This window comes from Blastococcus tunisiensis, from assembly GCF_900112815.1.
Classification (GTDB): Bacteria; Actinomycetota; Actinomycetes; order Mycobacteriales; family Geodermatophilaceae; genus Blastococcus_B; species Blastococcus_B tunisiensis.
In genome coordinates this window covers 1-20,551 of record NZ_FOND01000019.1, presented here as the reverse complement: position 1 = coordinate 20,551, position 20,551 = coordinate 1, and the positions used below count along the sequence as shown (strand labels likewise).

Here is a 20,551-nt window from a genome sequence, read left to right as displayed (position 1 = left end):
TTGAAGGATTCTTCGAGCAGAGCTCCGGGATCGGTCCATGATTCAGAAATTCGAACCGGCTCACGTCCGAGGGTCTGGTTCGGGCGGTCGGCAAGACACGAGCACGGGTCTACGTTCCGGCCTTCGACCCGCAAGTGTCATGACGACGCCAGGCCTCACCCTGGATACGTGCGGGGGGAGTAGACCCGCCCGGCTGGACTGACCCGGGTCTGCGAGGAGCCGATCAGCAGCAGGCAGCGCATGTCGACGGTCTCCGGGTCGAGGTCGCCGAGCGAGGTCACGATCAGCTGTTCCTTCGGCCCGCCGACGTCGCGCCCGACCACGACGACCGTGTCGGGCGAGCGGCTCTCGAGGAGGACCTTCTGCGCCTCGCCGAGCTGATGCGGCCGGTGCTTCGACCGCGGGTTGTAGAGGGCGATCACCAGGTCGGCAGCGGCCGCGTGGCGGAGCCGGTCGACGACGACGTCCCACGGCTTGAGGACGTCGGACAGGGACAGCACGCAGAAGTCGTGGCCCAGGGGGGCGCCCACCTTGGCGGCCACGGCCTGCGCGGCCGTCAGCCCGGGCACGATCCGCACCAGGATGCCCGCGAACTCCGGCCGCTCGGCCACCTCGAGGACGGCGGCCGCCATCGCGAAGATCCCCGGGTCCCCGCTGGAGACCACCGCCACGCGCCGTCCCGCCTGCGCGAGCTCCAGCGCGTGCGCCGCGCGGTCGGCCTCGACCCGGTTGTCGCTGGGGAAGCGCTCTTGGCGCGGGTTGACCGCCACCCGGTCCAGGTACGGGCCGTAGCCGATGAGGACGTCGGCGCAGGCGAGGGCGTCGGCGGCCTCGGGCGTCGTCCAGCTGCGCGCGCCAGGGCCCAGCCCGACGACGACGACCTCGCCCACGTGCCCCTCGCCGGCCGCCGGCCGGTAGGGCGCGACAGTCGCGTCGGTCAGCGGGCTCGGCAGCAGGGCGAGCGAGAAGTACGGGACGCTCGCGGGGTCGACGTCGGCCAGGGGCATCGTGCGCTGCCGGTCGGTGCTCGCCCGCTCGACGTAGATGGCCCGGTCCAGGACGCCGGCCCGGTCGAACGCCTCGCGGACCTCCGGAAACGTGCGGCCGAGCTTCAGCACCGCTGCGGAGTCGGTGGTGGCCAGCCACTCGGTGAGCTTGTCCGCGCCAAGGGTGCCCGGCAGCACGGTGAGCACCTCGTCGCGCTCGACCAACGGTCGGCCGACGGCCGCCGCGGCGCCGCTGACGCTGGTCACCCCGGGCACGACCTCGGTCGGGTACCGGCGGGCGAGCCGCTTGTGCATGTGCATGTAGGAGCCGTAGAAGAACGGGTCGCCCTCGGCGAGCACGACCACGGTCCGCCCGGCGTCCAGATGCGCTGCCAGCCGGGCGGCGGCGGTCTCGTAGAACTCGTCGATGGCGCCCTGGTAGCCACCGGGGTGGTCGGTGGTCTCGGTCGTGACCGGGTAGATCAGCAGTTCCTCGATCTGCCCCTCGCGCAGGTAGGGGGCGGCCACGGCGCGAGCCACCGAGCGGCCGTGCTGCGCAGCGTGGAAGGCGACGACGTCCGCGGCGCCGATGAGCCGGGCGGCCTTGACGGTGACCAGCTCGGGATCGCCGGGGCCGAGCCCGACGCCGAAGAGACGCCCGGTCATTCGACGTCGCTCGCGATCGCATTGACCGCGGCCGCGGTGACGGCGCTGCCGCCGCGTCGTCCGCGGACGACCAGGAACTCGAGGTCGGAGGCGGCGAGTGCCTCCTTGGACTCCGCGGCACCGATGAAGCCCACGGGGATGCCGAGAACGGCGGCGGGCCGGGGTGCTCCGGCGGCGACCATCTCAAGCAGGTGGAACAGCGCGGTGGGTGCGTTGCCGATGGCGACGACCGCGCCGTCGAGCCGGTCGCCCCACAGCTCCAGTGCCGCGGCGGTGCGAGTGGTGCCGAGCTCGGCGGCCAGCGCGGGGGTGCGCGGATCGTTCAGGGTGCAGACCACGTCGTTGTCCTTCGGCAGCCGCCGGCGAGTGACCCCGGACGCGACCATCTGCGCATCGCAGAGCACCGGCGCCCCGGCGTCCAGCGCTTCGCGGGCACGCTCGACGACGGCGGGGGAGAAGGCGACGTCGTCGACGAGGTCGACCTGACCGCAGGCGTGGATCATCCGGACCACGACCTGCGCCATGTCGGCCGGGAACCGGCTGAGGTGAGCCTCGCGGCGAATGGTGGCGAACGACTGCCGGTAGATCGCGGCGCCGTCCTTTTCGTACTCGTACATCAGCTCTTCTCGACTCGGTGTACTTCGATCCTGTAGCCGGCGCCTGTCGCGATGACGTCCACGACGGCGCCCCGCGGACGGCCGCAGCGGCGCTCGCACCCCGCCCAGTGCTGCCGTGCGCCGTCCGCGGGGAGGGTTCCGACGGCGACGGCAGCGGCCGCGTCCGTCCGGACGTCGGCCCGGGACTTCGCGCAGCCGGGCAGACCGGCGCAGGCGGTGACCCGTAGCCACGGGCTGCCGCGGTCGACCACCAGCCCCGCGCCGGCGAGCGCGGCGGCCGCCGACGCGTCGGGAAGGTCGGGGAGGACCACGCCGCGCCACGGCGTGACCTGCAGCTCGTTTGCCGTTTCGGCGAGGAGGTCGGACTGATCGGCGGTCAGCCGCCCCAGTGGGACGACGGCGACCAGCGCCGTCCGCCCGTCGTTCTGGGCGAATTCCCCGGCGGGGCCGATGTCCGGGGCCGTGGGGACGCGAACCGGCTCTGTGCGGGAGCCCGGTAGCCGGGCGGCGACCCGCTCGACGCCGTCCGCCAGCTCGGTCAGACGCCAGGCGGTGCCGCCCTGCTCGGCACGCTCGGCGAGGAAGGCGCGCGCCGCGGCGAGGGCCAGGCCGACCGCGTCCTCCGGCGTCGTGCGCAGCCCGGTGTCCGTACCGCCGAGCAGCAGGGCCGCCGAGGCTGGACCGAGGGCGAGCAACCCGACGTCGCCGCCGAGGCCGGCGACGTCGCCGCGACCGTCGTCGAAGGTGGCGAGGAAGCGGCCGGGGAGGTCCGCGAGCGCCGGGTCGGCACACAGCCCGGCATCGAACGCCGCGACCCACCGCCGGACGTCGAGCAGCCCGCCCGCCCGGCCGGTCAGCGTGCTGGCCAGCACGTTGCGCACCCGCTCGTGGGTGGCGCTGGGCAGCAGACCGGCGGCGGCGAGCCGCTCGCCCAACTCCGCCCCCGTGCCCGCTGTCAACCCGCGAAGTTGGACGTTGCCGCGGCTGGTGAGTTCGAGAGTGCCGTCGCCGAATTCCACGGCGGCCCGGGCCAGCACCCGGAACTGCGCTCCCGAGAGTGCTCCACCGGGGACCCGGACCCGGGCCAGCGGGCCGTCGGCCGCGGCATGCGTCTGCACTGCCCCCGGGCAGGCGTCGACCCGGTCGCGGGTAGGGAGGGCTGCGGTCGTTCCGGAAGTCATGGCGCTGGCGAGGCTACTTCCTGCCCTCGGTCCTCTGCCCCGGCGCGGGGCCCGGCACCGAGCGGGAGCCTCGGCCGGTCGAGGAGCGCGGTCGACCCGCGGCCGGTCGAGGAGCGCGGTCGACCCGAGGCCGGTGGAGAGCGCCGGCCGGGGCGGTAGCGTCTGGCTCATCACGGCAGTGCAGCGAGGAAGCCGGTGAAAGCCCGGCGCGGTCCCGCCACTGTGAGCCCGAGAACCGGGCGAGCCAGACACTCCGGCTGCCGTGCCCGACGACCCGGGGCGCGGACCCCGAGTGAGGTAGCGCGTTGAGCGACCAGCCCGAATTCACCATGCTGTCCACCAGCGACACCGATCTGCTCTCGGCCCGGGCCAGCGGCGGGGGCTGGCGGCTCGGCAACCCGGCGCGGCTCGACGAGGCCGGCATCGCCGCACTGGTCGAGGGCAGCGCCCTGGTCGTCGTTCGCATCCTCGGGGTGCGGCGCCAGTACGAGGAGATGCTTGCGCCGTTGGTGGCCGGCGCCGCGCCGGTAGTCATCCTGGGCGGCGAGCAGGTACCCGACGCCGAGCTGATGGAGCTCTCCACCGTGCCGATGGGCGTCGCCACGGAGGCGCACGGCTACCTGGCGCAGGGCGGCCCGGAGAACCTCACCCAGCTGCGCCGCTTCCTCTCCGACACCGTGCTGCTGACCGGTGAGGGCTTCGACCCGCCGACGGTCGCTCCCGACTGGGGCGTGCTGTCCCGGGACGCACGGACGACGAACGGCCCCACGGTCGCCGTCCTGTACTACCGCGCCCATCACCTGGCCGGGAACACCGCGTTCGTCGAGGCGCTATGCGCCGCGATCGAGGACGCCGGCGGTCAGGCGCTGCCCGTCTTCACCGCCAGCCTCCGCACCGTCGACCCGGGTCTGCTCGAGACGCTGCGCGCCGCCGACGCCATGGTGGTCACCGTGCTCGCCGCGGGCGGCTCCCGCCCCGCCGCCGCGCAGGCAGGAGGTGACGACGGCGCCTGGGACGTGGGCGAACTGGCCGCCCTCGACATCCCGGTGATCCAGGGCCTGTGCCTGACCAGCAGCCGCGAGGTCTGGGCCGCGAACGACGACGGGCTGTCCCCGCTCGACGTCGGCAACCAGGTCGCCATCCCCGAGTTCGACGGCCGGCTGATCAGCGTGCCGTTCTCCTTCAAGGAAACCGACGCCGACGGCCTCACCCAGTACGTCGCCGACCCCGAGCGCGCGTCGCGCGTCGCCGGGACTGCCGTCGCGCATGCCCGGCTGCGGCACACCCCGCCGGCTGAGCGCCGGATCGTCGTGATGCTGAGCGCCTACCCGACCAAGCACGCCCGCATCGGCAACGCCGTGGGCCTGGACACCCCGGCGTCGGTCGTCCGGCTGCTGGCCGCGATGGCCGGGCAGGGCTACGACATCGGCCCGTTCGACGGCCCCGACGCGCTGCCCGGAGTCGCCGACCTCGACGGCGACGCGTTGGTGCACGCCCTGATCGCCGCCGGCGGGCAGGACGCCGACTGGCTCACCCTCGAACAGGTCGAGGGCAGCGGGGTCCGCATCCCGGCCGCCGAGTACCGCGCCTTCTTCGAGACCCTGCCGGCCGACCTGCGGGAGGCGATGGAGGAGCACTGGGGCCAGGCGCCCGGCTCGCTGTTCGTCGACGAGACCGACGGCGCGATCGTCTTCGCCGCACTGCGGGCCGGGAACGTCGTGGTGATGGTCCAGCCGCCCCGCGGCTTCGGGGAGAACCCGATCGCGATCTACCACGACCCCGACCTGCCGCCGTCCCACCACTATCTGGCCGCCTACTGGTGGCTGCGGAGCTCCTTCGGGGCGCACGCGATGGTGCACGTGGGCAAGCACGGTAACCTGGAATGGCTGCCCGGCAAGACCGTCGGCATGTCGGCGGCCTGCGGGCCGGACGCCGCGCTCGGCGATCTGCCGCTGGTCTATCCGTTCCTGGTCAACGACCCCGGCGAGGGCACTCAGGCCAAGCGTCGCGCGCACGCCACGCTGGTCGACCACCTGGTACCGCCGATGGCCCGCGCCGACTCCTACGGCGACATCGCCCGGCTGGAGCAGTTGCTCGACGAGCACGCCAACATCGCCGCGATGGACCCGGCGAAGCTGCCCGCCGTCCGCCAGCAGATCTGGACGCTGATCCAGGCCGCCAAGCTCGACCACGACCTGGGGCTGGCCGACCGGCCGCACGACGCCGAGTTCGACGAGCTGATCCTGCACGTGGACGGCTGGCTGTGCGAGATCAAGGACTCGCAGATCCGCGACGGGCTGCACGTGCTGGGCAGCCCGCCGAGCGGTGCGAACCGGGTCGACCTGGTGCTGGCGATGCTGCGCGCCCGGCAGATCTGGGGCGGCGCCGTGGCGCTTCCCGGCCTGCGCGAGGCGCTCGGCCTGACCGAGGACGGCACCGCCGGGCTGCACGCCACCGACGCGGTGGAGGCCCAGGCCGCCGCCCTGGTGGCCGGCATGGAGGAGCGTGGCTGGACGCCCGAGGCCGTGCCGCTCGTCGTCGGCGACGTGCTGGGACGGGACGACGACGCGGTCGCCGCCGTCCTGCGGTTCGCCGTCGACGAGGTGGTGCCCCGGCTGGAGCGCACCACCGACGAGCTGGGCATGACCCTGCACGCCCTGGAGGGCGGATACGTGCCGGCCGGGCCTTCCGGGTCCCCCCTGCGCGGGCTGGTCAACGTGTTGCCGACCGGACGGAACTTCTACTCCGTCGACCCCCGTGCCATCCCCTCCCGGCTGGCCTGGGAGACCGGGCAGGCCATGGCCGAGTCGCTGGTCGAGCGCTACGTCACCGACCACGGGGAGCATCCGCGCTCGGTCGGGCTGTCTGTGTGGGGCACGTCGGCGATGCGCACCTCGGGCGACGACATCGCGGAGGTGCTCGCGCTGCTCGGCGTCCGCCCGGTCTGGGACGACGCGTCCCGCCGGGTGACAGGCCTGGAGCCGATCCCGCTGTCCGAGCTCGGCCGGCCGCGGATCGACGTCACCGTCCGGATCAGCGGCTTCTTCCGCGACGCCTTCCCGCACGTGGTCACCATGTTGGACGACGCGGTGACCCTGGTGGCCGCGCTCCCCGAGTCCGACGACGAGAACTTCGTCAAGGCACATGTCGACGCGGACGAGGCGACGCACGGCGACCGGCGGCGGGCCACCACCCGGGTGTTCGGCTCCAAGCCGGGCGCCTACGGGGCCGGCCTGCTGTCGCTGATCGACTCCCGCAACTGGCGGGGGGACGCCGACCTGGCCGAGGTCTACGCGGTGTGGGGCAGCTACGCCTACGGCCGCGGGCTGGACGGCGTCAACGCCCGGCCGGACATGGAGACCGCCTACAAGCGGATCGCGGTGGCGGCCAAGAACATCGACACCCGCGAGCACGACATCGCCGACTCCGACGACTACTTCCAGTACCACGGCGGGATGGTCGCGACCGTTCGCGCGCTGACCGGGACGGCGCCGGCGGCCTACATCGGCGACTCCACGCGCCCCGAGCAGGTGAAGACCCGATCGCTGGTCGAGGAGACCTCCCGGGTGTTCCGGGCCCGGGTGGTCAACCCCAAGTGGCTGGCCGCGATGCGCCGGCACGGCTACAAGGGCGCCTTCGAGCTCGCCGCGACCGTCGACTACCTGTTCGGCTACGACGCCACCACGGGCGTCGTCGCCGACTGGATGTACGAGAAGCTCGCGGAGACTTACGTGCTGGACCCGGAGAACCGCCAGTTCCTGGAGACGTCGAATCCGTGGGCGCTGCACGGCATCGCCGAGCGGCTGCTGGAGGCGGTCGACCGGAAGATGTGGGCCGAGCCGGACCCGGCCCTGCTCGCCGGGCTGCAGCAGGCCTACCTCGACACCGAGGGCGACCTCGAGGGCGGAGACACCCCCGCCCAGCGGGTCCCCTCGTCCTGACCCGGGCTCAGAGGACGACGGCGGCGGCCAAGACCGTCGCCGTCGTCGCGATCTCGCCCATCGCGCCCATGACGTCACCGTTGACGCCGCCCAGCCGGCGCCGCGCCCGGCGGAACAGGAGTTCGGCGGCGAGCAGGCCGGCGACGGCGCAGCCGGCGAGCTGAGCAGCGCGCAACAGTTCCCCGCCGGTGGCGACTGCGATCAGGGCGGCGGCGGTGAGCGCGCAGCCCGTGAGCCACGGCGGCGAGACGGTGCCGGCCACGGTGCGCCCGAGCGAGGAACCCTCCGCGACCGGCACGCCGGGGAGGCCCGTCCGGGCCATCGCCAGGCGCCCGGTGACGACCGCCACCCAGAGCGGGAGCCAGCCGCCGTCGGCAGCCGCCAGCGCGGCCAGGCAGGCGACCTGGAGGAGCAGGACCAGCACGAGCGTGACGACGCCGAACGGGCCGACGTCGCCCTGCCGCATGACCTGCAGGGCTCGTTCCCGTCCTCGCAGCGGACCGAGTCCGTCGGCGGTGTCGGCCAGCCCGTCCAGGTGCAGCCCGCGGGTCAGGACCGCCAGGACCGCGACGGCGAGCACCGCACCGACGGTGGGGGACACCCACCGGTCGCCCAGAACGGCCGCGCCGGCGGCGGCCCCGCCCAGGGCCAGACCGATCAGCGGCGCCCAGGGCAGGACGCCCCGCGTCGAGGCCGCCGCCCGGGCCGGTACGGGAAACACGGTCAGCAGCGCGGCGGACTCGAGCGGCCCGGTCCACCTCATCGCAGGCGTTGGGGAAGGCCGGCGACGACGAACCACACCTCGTCCGCGCTGCCGGCCAGCCGCTGGTTGACCGCTCCGAGGGCGTCGCGGAACTTCCGGCCGGAGCGGGTCTCCGGGACCACGCCCAGCCCCACTTCGTCGCTCACCGCGACGACGTGGGCCGAGGTCGTCGTCCAGGCGTCGACCAGGGCGTCGCACCGGGCGGCCAGCCGTTCCCCGGCGCCGGGCTCGTCGCCCCAGACGCCGCTCTCGTCCATCAGAGCGGCGACCCAGGTGGTCACGCTGTCGACGAGGACCGTGCCTCCACGCAGCAGGTCCGAGGGCGCCGTCGTCTCGACCGTCGTCCACGACGCCGGCCGGCGGGCACGGTGGGCCGCGATCCGCGCGGCCCATTCGGGGTCGTCGCCGGAGGGGGCGGACGTCGCCAGGTATGTGACGTCGAGGCGTCCCGCCAGCAGCGCCTCTGCGTGCGCGGACTTGCCCGAACGGGAGCCGCCGAGGACCAGGACCCGGCTCATGAGCGCAGCTGCAGCCGGGTTACCGAGCCGTTGGGCGGGGTGACCGCAGGCATGGCCTCGGGCCCGAGCCCGCAGACGACCGCCTGGGCCGCCCGGATCGTGTCTCCGTGGGTGACCAGCGCCACGACGTCGGCCGGTGGCTCGGCGGCCAGCTGCCCGAGGTAGACCGACACCCGCCGGTGCAGCTGCGCCAGGCTTTCTCCGCCCTCGGCCGCCCAGTGCGGGTCGGTCCAGTCCACGAGGTCCCACAACTCCCGGGACGGGCGGCCCTCGAGGACGCCGTAACCCTGTTCGCGCAGCTCCGAGGAGGTGGAGAACGGCAGGCCGGTGGAGCGGGCGCAGTGCCGGGCGGTCTGCGTGGCGCGAAGCAGGTCGCTGGAGACCAGCGCCCCCGGCCGCAGGGCGGCAAGTTCCTGTGCGACCGTCGCCGCCTGGGCCTGGCCGAGCGCGGTCAGCGGCGGGTGCGGCGTCTGGCCCTGCATCAACCCGGCGGCGTTCCACTCGCTCTGCCCGTGGCGGACGAGCAGCAGGGTGAGCGGGCCGGTCATGGTGGAACGCAGCGTAGGCCAGTGCCGGGCGCGGGTCGGTGGGCTCCTGGCAGGGGGGTCACCAGCTGCGGGGAACGGGTCTGTCCCAGAGGGTTAGGCTGCTGACCGCCACCGCGGGAGCCCGGCGTATCGGGCTGAGAAGACGGCTGAGACGGCCGCTGACCGCCACAACCTGATCCGGTTCGTACCGGCGTAGGGAGGGGATCCCCTTGACAGTTCTGTCCACCACCTCCATGGGCAGTCGCAAGACCTACCTGACGGGCTCGCGTCCGGACATGCGCGTGCCGATGCGCGAGGTCGTGCTCGGCACCGGCGACTCCGTCGTCCTCTACGACACGTCCGGCCCGTACACCGACCCGGCCGTCGACACCGATGTCCGGGCGGGGCTCCCGCCCGTTCGGGCGGCGTGGATCGCGGAGCGAGCCGACACCGAGCACTACGACGGGCGACCGGTCCGGGCCGAGGACGACGGTCGCCGGCCGGGCGACCTGCGCAATCTCGACGCGGTCTTCGCGGGCGGCGGCCGCCGTCCCAGGCGCGCGGCCGGGAACGCGGGCGTGACGCAGCTCGGCTACGCCCGGCGCGGCCTGGTCACTCCCGAGATGGAGTTCATCGCCGTCCGGGAGGGCGTGCCAGCCGAGCAGGTGCGTGCCGAGGTGGCCCGGGGCCGGGCCGTGATCCCGGCCAACGTGAACCACCCGGAGGCCGAGCCGATGATCATCGGCCGGGAGTTCCTGGTGAAGGTCAACGCCAACATCGGCAACTCCGCCGTCGCCTCTTCCATCGAGGAGGAGGTGGACAAGATGACCTGGGCGACCCGGTGGGGCGCCGACACGGTCATGGACCTCTCCACCGGCCGCAACATCCACAGCACCCGCGAGTGGATCCTGCGCAACTCCCCGGTGCCGATCGGCACCGTGCCGATCTACCAGGCGCTGGAGAAGGTGGGCGGCAAGGCCGAGGAGCTCTCCTGGGAGGTCTACCGCGACACGGTGATCGAGCAGTGCGAGCAGGGCGTGGACTACATGACGGTGCACGCCGGCGTCCTGCTGCGGTACGTGCCGCTCACCGCCAAGCGGAAGACCGGCATCGTCAGCCGCGGGGGATCGATCATGGCGGCGTGGTGCCTGGCCCACCACGAGGAGAACTTCCTGTACACGCGCTTCGCCGAGCTCTGCGAGATCCTGCGGGCCTACGACGTCACCTTCTCCCTGGGCGACGGCCTGCGGCCGGGAAGCATCGCCGACGCCAACGACGAGGCGCAGCTGGCCGAGCTGCGCACCCTTGGAGAGCTGACGACGGTGGCGTGGGAGCACGACGTCCAGGTGATGATCGAGGGTCCCGGGCACGTGCCCATGAACAAGATCAAGGAGAACGTGGACCTCCAGCTCGAGCTGTGCCACGAGGCGCCCTTCTACACCCTCGGGCCGCTCACCACGGACATCGCGCCCGGGTACGACCACATCACCTCGGCCATCGGCGCGGCGATGATCGCCTGGCACGGCACGGCGATGCTCTGCTACGTCACCCCGAAGGAGCACCTCGGCCTGCCCGACCGGGACGACGTCAAGGACGGCATGATCGCGTACAAGATCGCCGCCCACGCCGCCGATGTCGCCAAGGGGCATCCAGGTGCCCAGGCGTGGGACGACGCGCTGTCCGATGCCCGGTTCGAGTTCCGCTGGGAGGACCAGTTCAACCTGGCCCTGGATCCGGACACCGCCCGGTCGATGCACGACGAGACGCTGCCGGCGGCACCGGCCAAGACGGCGCACTTCTGCTCCATGTGCGGCCCGCATTTCTGCTCCATGCGGATCTCCCAGGACGTGCGCCGCTACGCCGAGGAGCGCGGCCTGACCTCGGAGGAGGCGATCGAGTCCGGCTTACGCGAGAAGGCGGCCGAGTTCACCGCGCACGGTGGCCGCATCCAGCTGCCGGTCGTGCCGTAGCTCCATGACAGCGGACGAACGGATGTGGCCTCGCCCGGTGCCGCTCGTCGGCGACGGGTCGGCGGCCTCCGAGCGGGCCGCCGACCCCGCCGGCTGGGCACTGGCGCCGGACGCCCGGGCCGGACTGTACGAGGCGATCGCAGCCCGCCGCGACGTCCGCCGGTTCCGTCCCGACCCGGTTCCCGGCGATGTGCTGCAGCGGGTCCTCGGTGCCGCGCATGCGGCGCCCTCGGTCGGGCACAGCCAGCCGTGGCGGTTCCTGCTCGTCCGCGATCCGGAGCTGCGCGACCGGGCGGCGCTGCTCACCGATCGGGAGCGGCTGAGGCAGGCCGCGCTGCTGGAGGAGGACGCGGCCCGCAGGCTGCTTGACCTGCAGCTGGAGGGGGTGCGCGAGGCCCCGCTGGGCGTGGTCGTCTGCTGCGACCGGCGCACCCCTGCCGCGGGGGTCCTCGGCCGGGCCACCTTCCCCGACGCCGACCTGTGGAGCTGTGCCGCCGCCATCCAGAACCTGTGGCTGGCCGCCCGCGCGGAGGGGCTGGGGGTCGGCTGGGTCACCCTCTTCCGCCCGGAGGACCTGGCCGCGCTGCTCGGTCTGCCGGACGGGGTGGTCACCTGGGCTGGCTGTGCCTCGGCTGGCCCGACGAGCGCCCGCCGACGCCTGGGCTGGAACGCGCCGGCTGGTCGCGGCGGCTCCCGTTGAGCGCTGTCGTGCTCGCCGACCGGTGGCCCGACAACGACGGTGCGCCGCCCGCGCCGCCGTCCCGGCTGCGCGCGCCCGACCAGCCCGCGGTGGTCGGTGCCCGGGACCACGCCGACCGGCTGCTCACCGTGCCCGGCTCCCTGGGGGTGCTGGACCGGGCGGTCGACCGTGTCGTCGCCCTGGGCCGGGGCTCCGCCGACGGGGGGGTGCTCGTGCTGGCCGCCGCGGATCATCCCGTCGCGGCGCACGAGGTCTCTCCCTACAGCTCGTCGGTCAGCCGGGACGTGCTGGATGCCGCTGTCCACGGGACCTCGCTCGGCGCCGTCGCGGCCGGATCGGTCGGCCTGGAGCTGCGGATCGTCGACGCGGGCGTGGCCGGGGCACCCGTTCCCGGCGCTACGGCGCTACGGCGCTGCGTCCGGCGGGACCCCGCGGCGACCTCGTGCACACGCCGGCGATGACGGTCGCCGACACCCGCGACCTGGTCGAGGTCGGACGCCGGCTGGGGCGGGACGTCGGCTCTGCCGGCATCGTCGCGCTCGGGGAGGTCGGCGTCGCCAACACGACGGTGGCGGCCGCCCTGGCCTGCGGGCTGCTCGGTGCCGACGCTGCCGCGGTGGTCGGTCTCGGATCCGGCGCGGACGCGGCCATGCTCGACCGTAAGCGCAACGTGGTGTCCGCCGCCGTTGCGCGAGCGCGCCGGCCGCACCCGATGCTGGGCGAGGACCCACTGCTCACCCTGGCCGAGCTCGGGGGTCCCGAACTGGCGGTGCTCACGGGGGTCGCGTGGGGGGCGGCGGAGGCGCGCGCGGTCGTCGTCCTCGACGGCTTCGCGGTCTCGCTCGCGGCCCTCGTTGCGGTGCAGCTCGAACCCGCCGTCCAGGCCTGCCTGGTCGCAGGTCAGCGGAGCCGCGAGTGCGGGCACGCGCTCGTCCTCGAGCACCTGGGCTGCGAGCCGCTGCTGGACCTGCGGCTGCGCGCCGGCGAAGGGGTCGGTGCCGTGCTCGCCACCGGCCTGCTCCTCGACGGCCTCGCGCTCCGGCGGGGCACCGCGCGGGTCGACCACTGACCACAGCCGGTCAGTCCGGCCAGATCCCGGCGAAGTGGTGTACGGGTCCGTGGCCCGAGCCGATGCCGAGTTCACCGCCGGCCTGCAGCGCCCGCTGCAGGTAGTCGCGGGCGCCGTCGACGAGCACCGGCCAGGCGGCGCCCGGTGTGCGGGCCGCGAGCGCAGCGATCGCCGAGGACAGCGTGCATCCGGTGCCGTGGGTCGCGGTCGTGGGCACACGCGGGCGCCGGGTGACGTGCACACCGTGTGCGGAGGCCAGCACGTCGACGCTCTCCGGGCCGCCGAGGTGCCCGCCCTTGAGCAGCACGGCGCGCGGACCCAGCGCCAGGAGGGCGACGGCCTGCTCCGGGAGGGCGTCGACGTCGGTGGCCGGGGCGACGTCGAGCAGTGCCGCGGCCTCAGGCACGTTCGGTGTGACCAGGTCGGCGAGCGGCAACAACTCGTCGCGGACGGCGGACACCGCGGCCTCGTCGATCAGCCGGTCCCCGCTCGTGGCGACCATCACGGGGTCACAGACGACGGGGCCCGGACGGCGCTCGGCGAGCACGGCGGCCACCTCGCGCACCACCTCGGCGGTCCCCAGCATGCCGAGCTTGGTGGCGTGGACCTCGACGTCGTCGAGCAGGGTCCGCAGCTGCAGCCCGACGAACGGCGCCGGCACCCCGTGCACCCCGGTGACTCCGCGGGTGTTCTGCGCGGTCAGCGCGGTGACTACGGCGGTCCCGTAGACGCCCAGTGCGCTGAACGTCTTCAGGTCGGCCTGGACCCCGGCGCCGCCACTGGGATCGCTGCCCGCGACGGTCAGCGCCACGGCCGTCATCGAGCCACCTGCGCCAGACGCCCGCGGACGATCTCCTCGCGGAGTCGTCGAGCGGCCCCCGCGGGATCGGCTTCCGGGCAGACAGCGGCGACGACGCAGATGCCGTCGACGCCCGTGGCTGCGGCCTCGGCGGCGCGATCGAGGGTGATGCCGCCGATCGCCACCGCTATCAGCCCGCCTGCACGGGCCGCGGTCGCCAGCGTGGCGGCGCGGGCAGGGCCGAGCGCCGGGCCGGCGTCGGGCTTGACCGGAGTCTCCCAGACCGGGCTCAACCCGACGAGGTCCACCGTTCCCGGCGGCAACGCCAGGGCCGCGTCCAGCTCGGCTGCCGAGGAGACGGAGAGCCCCAGATGCCGGTCCGCACCGATCAGGGCCCGCACCTCCTCGACCGGCAGGTCGTCCTGGCCGACGTGGACCCCGTCGGCATCGGCCAGCACCGCGACGTCCACCGCGTCGTTGACGACGACCGCCACGCCGGGGTGGTCGACCACCGCTGCCTGCACCGTGCGGGTGAGCGCCAGCAGTTCCCTGCGGGAGGCGTGCTTGTCCCGCACCTGCACGGCGGTGACCCCAGCGGCCACCACCGCGCGGACGACGTCGGCCACGGACCGCGGCCGGCAGAGGCCGGTGTCGGTGACCAGGTACAGCGTCGGATCGAACGGCGGCCTCATGCGGTGAGACGCACGTCGGCCGTCGCCAGCGTCTCCCCGTCGACCGCGTCGAGGGCGTCGAGCCACGCGGGCGCGAAGGTCCCCGGTCCGGCGGCGGTACGCGCGGCGCGCTCGGCGGCAAGCGCGACGTGCGCGTGCGCGGCGACCGCACCCAGCAAGGGGTCGTCGGTGACCGCCAGATAGGCGGCGACCAGCGCACCGAGAGCACAGCCGGCACCCGTCGTCCGCGTGAGCAGGACCGAACCACCCCCGACCCGGACCGTCCGCTGTCCGTCGGTGAGCAGGTCGACCTCGCCACTGACGGCGACGACCCCGCCGGTGCGCAGGGCCAGTTCGACGGCGGCCCTCCCTGCGTCATCGGCGCCCGCCGTGCTGTCCACGCCCCGGCCCCCGGCTCCGGCACCGGCCAGGGCCATCACCTCCGAGGCGTTGCCGCGCACCACCGTGGGGCGGAGTTCGACCAGCTCGGCGGCCAGCGCGGTGCGGTAGGCCAGGGCACCGACGGCGACCGGGTCGAGGACCCACGGCGTCCCGGCCTTCCCGGCCGAACGCGCGGCCAGCCGCATCGCCTCGGCGGTGCGCTCGTGCACCGTCCCCACGTTGACGAGCACGGCCGAGGCGACGGCGGCGAAGTCGCCGGCCTCCTGGGGGGCGTCCACCATCGCCGGCGCGGCACCGACGGCCAGAAGCGCGTTGGCGGTGAGAGCCTGGACCACGGTGTTGGTCAGGCAGTGCACCAGGGGCGCGGTCTCCCACAACGCCTCGCGGGCAGCGCGCAGGTCGATGACTTCCGTGCTGAATCCGGACATGCCGGTGACATCCCTTCGCCAGTGTCAACTGGAGCAGGTTCGACGGGTGTGTTCTCAGTCCCGGGCGGGACACCCCGTGCCACGTACGCCGCGAACGTAACAGCCGGCTCGGGGCGCGCCGCTTCGGACCCTGGCGGTAGCCTCGCCGCCGTATCGCGGGAGCCCATCCGAATGGGCTGAGAGGGCGGCTGGAGCCGCCGACCGTTCGAACCTGTCCGGGTCATGCCGGCGTAGGGAGGCAGCTGTGCGTGCTGTGCGGTTTCACGAGGTCGGTCGACCGTTGGGGACGGAGGACGTCGAGGCGCCTCGGCCAGGCCCGTGGGACGTGCTGATCGACGTTGCGGCGGCTGGGGTCTGCGGCACCGAGCTGCATTTCCTGGACGGGCTGCTCACCCCGGGCCGGACGCCGATCACCCTCGGCCACGAGGTCGCGGGCGTCGTCGCCGAGGTCGGCGAGGCTGTCGAGCACGTCCAGCCGGGTGACCGGGTCGCGGTGCACTACCTGCATGCCTGCGGCCGCTGCCGGTGGTGCCGGACCGGGGATGACCATCTCTGCGACGCCCCGCTGGGCTTCCTGGCCTTCGGCACCGACGGGGGGTTCGCCGAGCAGGTCGTCGTCCCGGCGTCGGCGACCGTGCCCGTTCCCTCGGGACTCGACCTGGCGGAGGCGGCCGCTCTCTGCTGCAGCGGCACCACGGCACTCCACGCGGTCGACGTGGCCGGACTCACCTCCGGCTCCAGTGCGGTGGTCTACGGCACCGGTGGAGTGGGCCTCGCGCTCGTGCAGATGCTGAGCGAGGCGGGAGCGCGACCCATCGCCGTCGCTCGCAATCCGGAGCGGCTGGCACTGGCGCGCGAGCTGGGCGCCGAGACGACGGTGAACGCCGCCAGCGAGGACGTGGCCGCCGCGATCCGCGCGGCGACCGGCGGGGCCGGGGCCGACGTGGTCTTCGAACTGGTCGGTACTCGGGCCACCGGCGCCGCTGCGCTGGCATCCCTCGCCAAGCGCGGCACCCTGGTCTATGTCGGCTACAGCTTCGACCGGGTGGAATTCGATCCACTGTCGCTCGTCGTGCCGGAACAGCGCATCGTCACGTCGGTGGGCAACCGCCGCTCCGAATTGGTGGAGGCCCTCGACCTCGCCGCTCGAGGCCGGCTCGTCACCCGCGTGACCCGGCACCCGCTGGAAGACGTCCAGCAGGTGCTCGACGACCTGCGCGCCGGCCGGGTACTCGGCCGTGCCGTACTCATCCCGTAACCGTCATGCCCCCGGGCGCTGTCCCACCTTCATGCCTTCCCACTCGCATGCCCGTTCGACTGCCCATGGCCAGGGCGGATCGGGGTCGACGAGGCAGGTCCGGTCACGCACGTCGTGATCGGGTCGAACACGCTCCGAACCGGAGATGCGCGCACCCGGTCAGCTGCCGATCGATGGGCGGGTCAGTCGACAAGCCAGCCGCCGGCCAGACCCAGGGTCGTCCACAGCACGGCGAGCTGACCCAGCGAGGCGACCCGGAAGTCCCACACCACGTCAGCAGGGACGTCCGCGGCGATCGGGTCGGGGCTGCCGGGGAGCAGGCCGAGGACGAGACCGAGGAGCACGGCGAGCGTCCCCACGGCGACGGTGGCCGTCGCGGCGGTGCTCACTGCGCGGCTGCGCAGGAAGCTGACCAGCGCCGCGACCAGCATCGCGGAGACGATGCCGCACAGGAGGACGGCCCCGTAGACCGCTGTGCGGGTGCCCACGGTCGCGGGGTCACCGACGGCCGGCGGGTTGGCCGGGATCTTCAGCGCCGGCAGCAGGGCGAAGATGCCGAAACCGATCCCGGCGAGCAGGCACACCCGGGCCAGATCGGTGTGGCCGGGCAGCCGATGGCGAACCAGCGCATAGACGGCCGCGAAGACCACCGCAAGCACCACGCCGGCCAGCAGGGTCCCGAGGAAACCGCCGACGAGCTGCTCACCGCGGCTGAACAGCGCCCCGCCATGGTCGTGAGCGCCCCTCTCGGCTGCCGCGCGAGTCTCCTCCAGGTCGAGGGCCGGTGCGATCGCGCGCTCGGTGACGAGCAGGGAGTAGATCCCGGCCAGCGCGCCGGCGACGAGGCCGGCCAGGACCATGCGGCCGAGGAGCGGTGCGAACGGAGGCGGCTGCAGCGTGTGGGGACGGTGGAGGGTCCCGGTCATGACCGCCGCCTCAGTGGCAGGGCATGCCCAGCGAGTGCCGGGCGTCGTGGAAGAACTCGTGCGCGGTGTCACCGAACTGGGCGAGAACGACGCCGTTGTCCTGCGCGACCAGGTACAGCGCGAAGATGGCGAGCAGCGTGAGCGCCCAGGCCCAGGCGGGCACCTGGATCCGAGTGTGAGCGGAGGACGGCTGAGCGTGCTGAAGAGAGGTCATGCGGGAGGAGTCCTTTCATCCATGCCTCGTGGAATGCAGCAGTACGCGCCGCAGCAGGTTTCCTGACTCCCGGATCGATGCTCGCCCCGACCTTCCCAGTCGCCGTGTGGCGACCAGTGGTGTCGTGGGGGTCCGCTCCCCGGTCACAGTGGCGAGGACCGTGCCGGTGTTGCACCGGCTTCCCTGACACTGCGGCGCGGGTGACGCTACACCCGGCCGCCACCGGGCTCACGCGCCGTTCTCGTCTCCTCGCGCTCGTGCGTCGAGGACGCAGTCACCACAGATCCCCGCGCCGGGCAGCCGGTAGAACAAGCAGCAGGAGCGCCGCACGAACGAGCCGTCGTCACGCCGCCGCCCTGTGCCCGCCAGGGGCCCGGAGCCGAGCAGCGCGTCCAGGACGGCGTCGGCCCGCGCGGCCAGCTCGGGACGAGCGGTCCCGGCCATCCGCAGCGCGCCGGCGACCGCGGAGGTCACGTTGCCTTCGAGCACCCGGGGGGAGACGGACCAGAAGGCGCGCACCGCACGAGTGAACGGGCGGACGGCGGGCGTCAGCCAATGGAGCTGGAAGGCCGCGGCCAGTTCCTCGGCGCTACCAATGGCGACCGCTGAGGTCGCCGGTAACGCCAGGGGGAGCGGGTTCGCACCTGTGAGATCGATGTGCACGTCCTCGACCGGCGTCACGGGCAGCACGCCCGACAGCAGCGCCGCCCCCAGCAGCGGCGAGACCAACCGGGCGACCAGTCCGAGATGGGTGAGCGAAGCAACCACCCCGGGCTCGACGTCCGGAGACCCCGGGCCGGCGGCGAGCACGGCACGGACCTCGTCGGTCCGGAGGCGGAGCGCCTTCGCGTCGGCGCTCAGCGCGGCCCAGCAGGTCCAGTCGGGTGCCCTGCGCTCGTCCACACAGAAGAAGGGCCCGAGGACCCCGGCCGCCGCCATTGCTCGGCCCCCGCTCTGATGATCGAAACGGAGCGCCATCATTCGATCAGCATGCCCGGAGCTCGAGGCCATCGAGCGCCCCAATCAGGTCAAGCCGGAGGGAGTGGTCGTAAGCGCGCGACTGCCGGGATCGGGACTCTTTAGGCACCCAATACACCCGTTCCCAGTCGTCCCCCACAGGGGCAGCCAACGCTTCAGATCAGGCCTGAGCTGCGGTTTCAACGCGTCCCAACGCGACCAAACCGCGCAAGATCAAATCGCAGGGTTATTGGTTCGAGTCCAATCGGGGGAGCAAAAGGCCAGCTCACAGGCCTGGCAGCGCCGCCGATCGGGATACTGCCCACACTTTACCCGGGGCGGGAACCGTTATCTGGTTCCTGCACGGTTCCATACGGATGCCGACGGGGAGTCCCCGGCGTCTCAGCCGTCCCGTAGCCAGTCGGACGAAGACACCTCCAAGACGTGGCCCATCCGCTCCTGCTTGGTGCGCAGGTACCGGACGTTGTGCGGTGTCTCCACCACCGGCAGGGCCACCCTGCTGGCGACGGTCAGGCCGTAGCCGTCCAGCCCTCCGAACTTGGCCGGGTTGTTGGTGATCAGCCGCAGCCGAGTGATGCCGAGATCACCCAGGATCTGCGCACCCACTCCGTAGCTGCGTGAGTCCGCGGGCAGCCCTTGGGCGGTGTTGGCATCGACGGTGTCCAGACCCTGCTCCTGCAGGGCGTAAGCGCGGATCTTGTGCGCCAGCCCGATGCCGCGGCCCTCGTGTCCGCGCAGGTAGACTACCGCGCCGCAGCCCTCCGCGGCCACGGCCCGCAGCGCCTGCTCTAGCTGTCCGCCGCAGTCGCAGCGTAGGGAGCCCAGGATGTCGCCGGTGAGACACTCCGAGTGCACGCGGACCAGTGCGCCGCCCTCGGTCCGTCCCGCTGCCGCAACGTCCCCGAGGACCAGCGCCAGGTGCTCGCTTCCGTCCAGGGTGCTGCGGTAGGCCAGCGCCCGGAAGTCCCCGAACTTCGTCGGCATCTGCGAGCTGGCGACCAGCTCCACCAGCTGCTCTGTGGCCCGCCGGTACCGGATGAGATCGGCGATGGCGAGCACCGGCAGGTCGTGCTCGGCGGCGAACGCGGCCAAGGAGGCGCCGCGGCGCATCGACCCGTCCTCGTCCACGATCTCGCCGATCACCCCGACGCCCGACAGTCCGGCCATGGTCGTCAGGTCGACGGCGGCCTCGGTGTGCCCCGCCCGGACCAGCACGCCACCCTCCCGAGCTCGCAGCGGGAAGATGTGCCCCGGCCGGCGCAGCTCGTCCGCAAGGGTGGCCGGGGAGGCGAGTGCACGCACCGTCCGTGCCCGGTCTGCCGCCGAGACGCCCGTGCCCGTGTCGACGTGGTCGACCGTCACCGTGAACGCGGTGCCGTGCGCGTCGGTGTTGTCCGCGGTCATCTGCGGCAACCGCAGCCCCTCGGCGCGGTCGGCGCGCATCGGGACGCAAATGATCCCTGTCGTGTGGCGTACCAGGAACGCCATCTGCTGCTCGGTCACGCACTCGGCGGCGAGGATCAGATCGCCCTCGTCCTCCCGGTCGGCGTCGTCCACCACGATCACCATCCGGCCCTCGGCCAGGGCCGCGACGGCATGCTGCACCGCCTCGGCCGGCGGCTGCCGGGTGGTCACGCCGACTCCTCGAGATGGGCGTGGGTGCCGAACACCCGACCGTGGTACGTCAGCGGCCGGCCGTCGAGGGTTCCCGCGGCTACGACCGTGCCGAGAGCCACGACGTGGTCCCCACCGTCGACCAGGCTCGTGACCTCGCAGGCCAGCCACCCCGGGGCCCCCGGCAGCCGGGGCCGGTCGTCGTGCAGCTCCCAGTGAACACCGTCGAACTTGCCGGTCCCGCCCTTCTTGGCGAACCCCAGCGCAAGAGCGGACTGGGTCGACCCGAGCACGTTGACCCCGAAGCGACCGCACTCCCGGAC

Annotated in this window: 20 protein-coding genes and 5 riboswitches; of the genes, 6 read left to right on the top strand and 14 right to left on the bottom strand. The window is 73.4% G+C overall.

The window, feature by feature from the left end:
* Positions 1-155 precede the first annotated feature (155 nt).
* The 3 genes from BM142_RS19655 to BM142_RS19645 are packed head-to-tail and all read right to left on the bottom strand — an operon-like array spanning position 156 to position 3,450.
* Positions 156-1,652, bottom strand: a complete 1,497-nt coding sequence (locus tag BM142_RS19655) for a precorrin-2 C(20)-methyltransferase (protein ID WP_092202426.1) — start codon at positions 1,650-1,652, stop codon at positions 156-158.
* Positions 1,649-2,269: a precorrin-8X methylmutase gene (locus BM142_RS19650; RefSeq protein ID WP_092202424.1), complete on the bottom strand. Its 621-nt coding sequence runs from the start codon at positions 2,267-2,269 to the stop codon at positions 1,649-1,651. The genes BM142_RS19655 and BM142_RS19650 overlap by 4 nt, the downstream gene beginning before the upstream one ends.
* Entirely contained in the window at positions 2,269-3,450 is a 1,182-nt protein-coding gene (locus BM142_RS19645; RefSeq protein ID WP_092202422.1) for a nitrite/sulfite reductase, read from the bottom strand. Before BM142_RS19645 ends, BM142_RS19650 begins: the two co-directional genes overlap by 1 nt.
* Positions 3,451-3,635: 185 nt before the next feature.
* Positions 3,636-3,704, top strand: a riboswitch (cobalamin riboswitch).
* Positions 3,705-3,755: 51 nt separating this feature from the next.
* Here BM142_RS19645 and cobN point away from each other — a divergent pair.
* Positions 3,756-7,391, top strand: a complete 3,636-nt coding sequence (gene cobN, locus BM142_RS19640; RefSeq protein ID WP_254791089.1) for a cobaltochelatase subunit CobN — start codon at positions 3,756-3,758, stop codon at positions 7,389-7,391.
* Positions 7,392-7,398: 7 nt separating this feature from the next.
* On the opposite strand, the gene BM142_RS19635 is transcribed toward cobN, so the two are convergent.
* From BM142_RS19635 to BM142_RS19625, 3 genes are read right to left on the bottom strand one after another with little or no spacing between them, the layout of a single operon-like run.
* A complete protein-coding gene (locus BM142_RS19635) occupies positions 7,399-8,154 on the bottom strand; it encodes an adenosylcobinamide-GDP ribazoletransferase (protein ID WP_092202418.1) in 756 nt (251 codons plus the stop codon).
* Positions 8,151-8,672 carry a bifunctional adenosylcobinamide kinase/adenosylcobinamide-phosphate guanylyltransferase gene (gene cobU, locus BM142_RS19630; RefSeq protein WP_092202416.1) on the bottom strand — a complete coding sequence of 174 codons (522 nt, stop codon included), beginning with the start codon at positions 8,670-8,672 and terminating at the stop codon, positions 8,151-8,153. The genes BM142_RS19635 and cobU overlap by 4 nt, the downstream gene beginning before the upstream one ends.
* Positions 8,669-9,220 (bottom strand): histidine phosphatase family protein, encoded by a 552-nt coding sequence (locus BM142_RS19625; protein WP_092202414.1) that lies wholly within the window; start codon positions 9,218-9,220, stop codon positions 8,669-8,671. Before BM142_RS19625 ends, cobU begins: the two co-directional genes overlap by 4 nt.
* A gap of 103 nt (positions 9,221-9,323) precedes the next feature.
* Positions 9,324-9,436, top strand: a riboswitch (TPP riboswitch).
* Here BM142_RS19625 and thiC point away from each other — a divergent pair.
* The 4 genes from thiC (at position 9,430) to BM142_RS24920 (ending at position 12,938) form a co-directional block, all read left to right on the top strand.
* Positions 9,430-11,169, top strand: coding sequence for a phosphomethylpyrimidine synthase ThiC (gene thiC, locus BM142_RS19620; RefSeq protein ID WP_305764373.1), 1,740 nt, complete (start codon positions 9,430-9,432; stop codon positions 11,167-11,169). (Overlaps the previous riboswitch by 7 nt.)
* A gap of 4 nt (positions 11,170-11,173) precedes the next feature.
* Positions 11,174-11,869 (top strand): 5,6-dimethylbenzimidazole synthase, encoded by a 696-nt coding sequence (bluB, locus tag BM142_RS24930; RefSeq protein WP_217640808.1) that lies wholly within the window; start codon positions 11,174-11,176, stop codon positions 11,867-11,869.
* The gene (locus BM142_RS24925) at positions 11,866-12,330 is read left to right on the top strand and encodes a nicotinate-nucleotide--dimethylbenzimidazole phosphoribosyltransferase (protein WP_217640807.1); all 465 of its coding nucleotides are present in this window, start codon (positions 11,866-11,868) and stop codon (positions 12,328-12,330) included. The genes bluB and BM142_RS24925 overlap by 4 nt, the downstream gene beginning before the upstream one ends.
* Positions 12,327-12,938, top strand: coding sequence for a nicotinate-nucleotide--dimethylbenzimidazole phosphoribosyltransferase (locus BM142_RS24920; RefSeq protein WP_217640806.1), 612 nt, complete (start codon positions 12,327-12,329; stop codon positions 12,936-12,938). Before BM142_RS24925 ends, BM142_RS24920 begins: the two co-directional genes overlap by 4 nt.
* A gap of 10 nt (positions 12,939-12,948) precedes the next feature.
* Here the strand turns inward: BM142_RS24920 and thiD are convergent, their stop codons facing one another.
* The 3 genes from thiD to thiM all read right to left on the bottom strand — a co-directional run bounded on the left by thiD (position 12,949) and on the right by thiM (position 15,238).
* Positions 12,949-13,758, bottom strand: coding sequence for a bifunctional hydroxymethylpyrimidine kinase/phosphomethylpyrimidine kinase (gene thiD, locus BM142_RS19610; RefSeq protein WP_092202410.1), 810 nt, complete (start codon positions 13,756-13,758; stop codon positions 12,949-12,951).
* Entirely contained in the window at positions 13,755-14,429 is a 675-nt protein-coding gene (gene thiE / locus BM142_RS19605) for a thiamine phosphate synthase (protein ID WP_092202408.1), read from the bottom strand. The genes thiD and thiE overlap by 4 nt, the downstream gene beginning before the upstream one ends.
* Positions 14,426-15,238 (bottom strand): hydroxyethylthiazole kinase, encoded by an 813-nt coding sequence (gene thiM, locus BM142_RS19600; protein WP_092202512.1) that lies wholly within the window; start codon positions 15,236-15,238, stop codon positions 14,426-14,428. The genes thiE and thiM overlap by 4 nt, the downstream gene beginning before the upstream one ends.
* Positions 15,232-15,325, bottom strand: a riboswitch (TPP riboswitch). (Overlaps the previous gene by 7 nt.)
* A 58-nt stretch (positions 15,326-15,383) precedes the next feature.
* Positions 15,384-15,492, top strand: a riboswitch (TPP riboswitch).
* Positions 15,493-15,563: 71 nt separating this feature from the next.
* Between thiM and BM142_RS19595 the strand changes: the two genes are divergently transcribed.
* A complete protein-coding gene (locus tag BM142_RS19595; protein ID WP_217640805.1) occupies positions 15,564-16,496 on the top strand; it encodes an alcohol dehydrogenase catalytic domain-containing protein in 933 nt (310 codons plus the stop codon).
* A 182-nt stretch (positions 16,497-16,678) separates the two neighbouring features.
* On the opposite strand, the gene BM142_RS19590 is transcribed toward BM142_RS19595, so the two are convergent.
* From BM142_RS19590 to BM142_RS19570, 5 genes are all read right to left on the bottom strand, one after another.
* On the bottom strand, positions 16,679-17,422 hold the full coding sequence (locus BM142_RS19590) for a CbtA family protein (protein WP_092202404.1): 744 nt from the start codon (positions 17,420-17,422) through the stop codon (positions 16,679-16,681).
* A 10-nt stretch (positions 17,423-17,432) separates the two neighbouring features.
* Entirely contained in the window at positions 17,433-17,585 is a 153-nt protein-coding gene (locus BM142_RS19585; RefSeq protein WP_217640804.1) for a CbtB-domain containing protein, read from the bottom strand.
* An 86-nt stretch (positions 17,586-17,671) separates the two neighbouring features.
* A riboswitch (cobalamin riboswitch) is annotated at positions 17,672-17,845 on the bottom strand.
* Between the two features lie 19 nt (positions 17,846-17,864).
* Entirely contained in the window at positions 17,865-18,539 is a 675-nt protein-coding gene (locus BM142_RS19580; RefSeq protein ID WP_217640803.1) for a (2Fe-2S)-binding protein, read from the bottom strand.
* Between the two features lie 456 nt (positions 18,540-18,995).
* Positions 18,996-20,249 (bottom strand): bifunctional 3,4-dihydroxy-2-butanone-4-phosphate synthase/GTP cyclohydrolase II, encoded by a 1,254-nt coding sequence (locus tag BM142_RS19575; protein WP_092202398.1) that lies wholly within the window; start codon positions 20,247-20,249, stop codon positions 18,996-18,998.
* Positions 20,246-20,551 (bottom strand): flavin reductase family protein (locus tag BM142_RS19570; RefSeq protein WP_139228952.1); only part of this gene is annotated, 306 nt, incomplete at its 5' end. The genes BM142_RS19570 and BM142_RS19575, both read right to left, overlap by 4 nt.

Coding starts and splice junctions, on each gene's coding strand:
- BM142_RS19655 (WP_092202426.1), bottom strand. CDS start 1,652: ATGACCGGGCGTCTCTTCGGCGTCGGGCTCGGCCCCGGCGATCCCGAG.
- BM142_RS19650 (WP_092202424.1), bottom strand. CDS start 2,269: ATGTACGAGTACGAAAAGGACGGCGCCGCGATCTACCGGCAGTCGTTC.
- BM142_RS19645 (WP_092202422.1), bottom strand. CDS start 3,450: ATGACTTCCGGAACGACCGCAGCCCTCCCTACCCGCGACCGGGTCGAC.
- BM142_RS19635 (WP_092202418.1), bottom strand. CDS start 8,154: ATGAGGTGGACCGGGCCGCTCGAGTCCGCCGCGCTGCTGACCGTGTTT.
- cobU (WP_092202416.1), bottom strand. CDS start 8,672: ATGAGCCGGGTCCTGGTCCTCGGCGGCTCCCGTTCGGGCAAGTCCGCG.
- BM142_RS19625 (WP_092202414.1), bottom strand. CDS start 9,220: ATGACCGGCCCGCTCACCCTGCTGCTCGTCCGCCACGGGCAGAGCGAG.
- bluB (WP_217640808.1), top strand. CDS start 11,174: ATGACAGCGGACGAACGGATGTGGCCTCGCCCGGTGCCGCTCGTCGGC.
- BM142_RS24920 (WP_217640806.1), top strand. CDS start 12,327: ATGACGGTCGCCGACACCCGCGACCTGGTCGAGGTCGGACGCCGGCTG.
- thiD (WP_092202410.1), bottom strand. CDS start 13,758: ATGACGGCCGTGGCGCTGACCGTCGCGGGCAGCGATCCCAGTGGCGGC.
- thiE (WP_092202408.1), bottom strand. CDS start 14,429: ATGAGGCCGCCGTTCGATCCGACGCTGTACCTGGTCACCGACACCGGC.
- thiM (WP_092202512.1), bottom strand. CDS start 15,238: ATGTCCGGATTCAGCACGGAAGTCATCGACCTGCGCGCTGCCCGCGAG.
- BM142_RS19590 (WP_092202404.1), bottom strand. CDS start 17,422: ATGACCGGGACCCTCCACCGTCCCCACACGCTGCAGCCGCCTCCGTTC.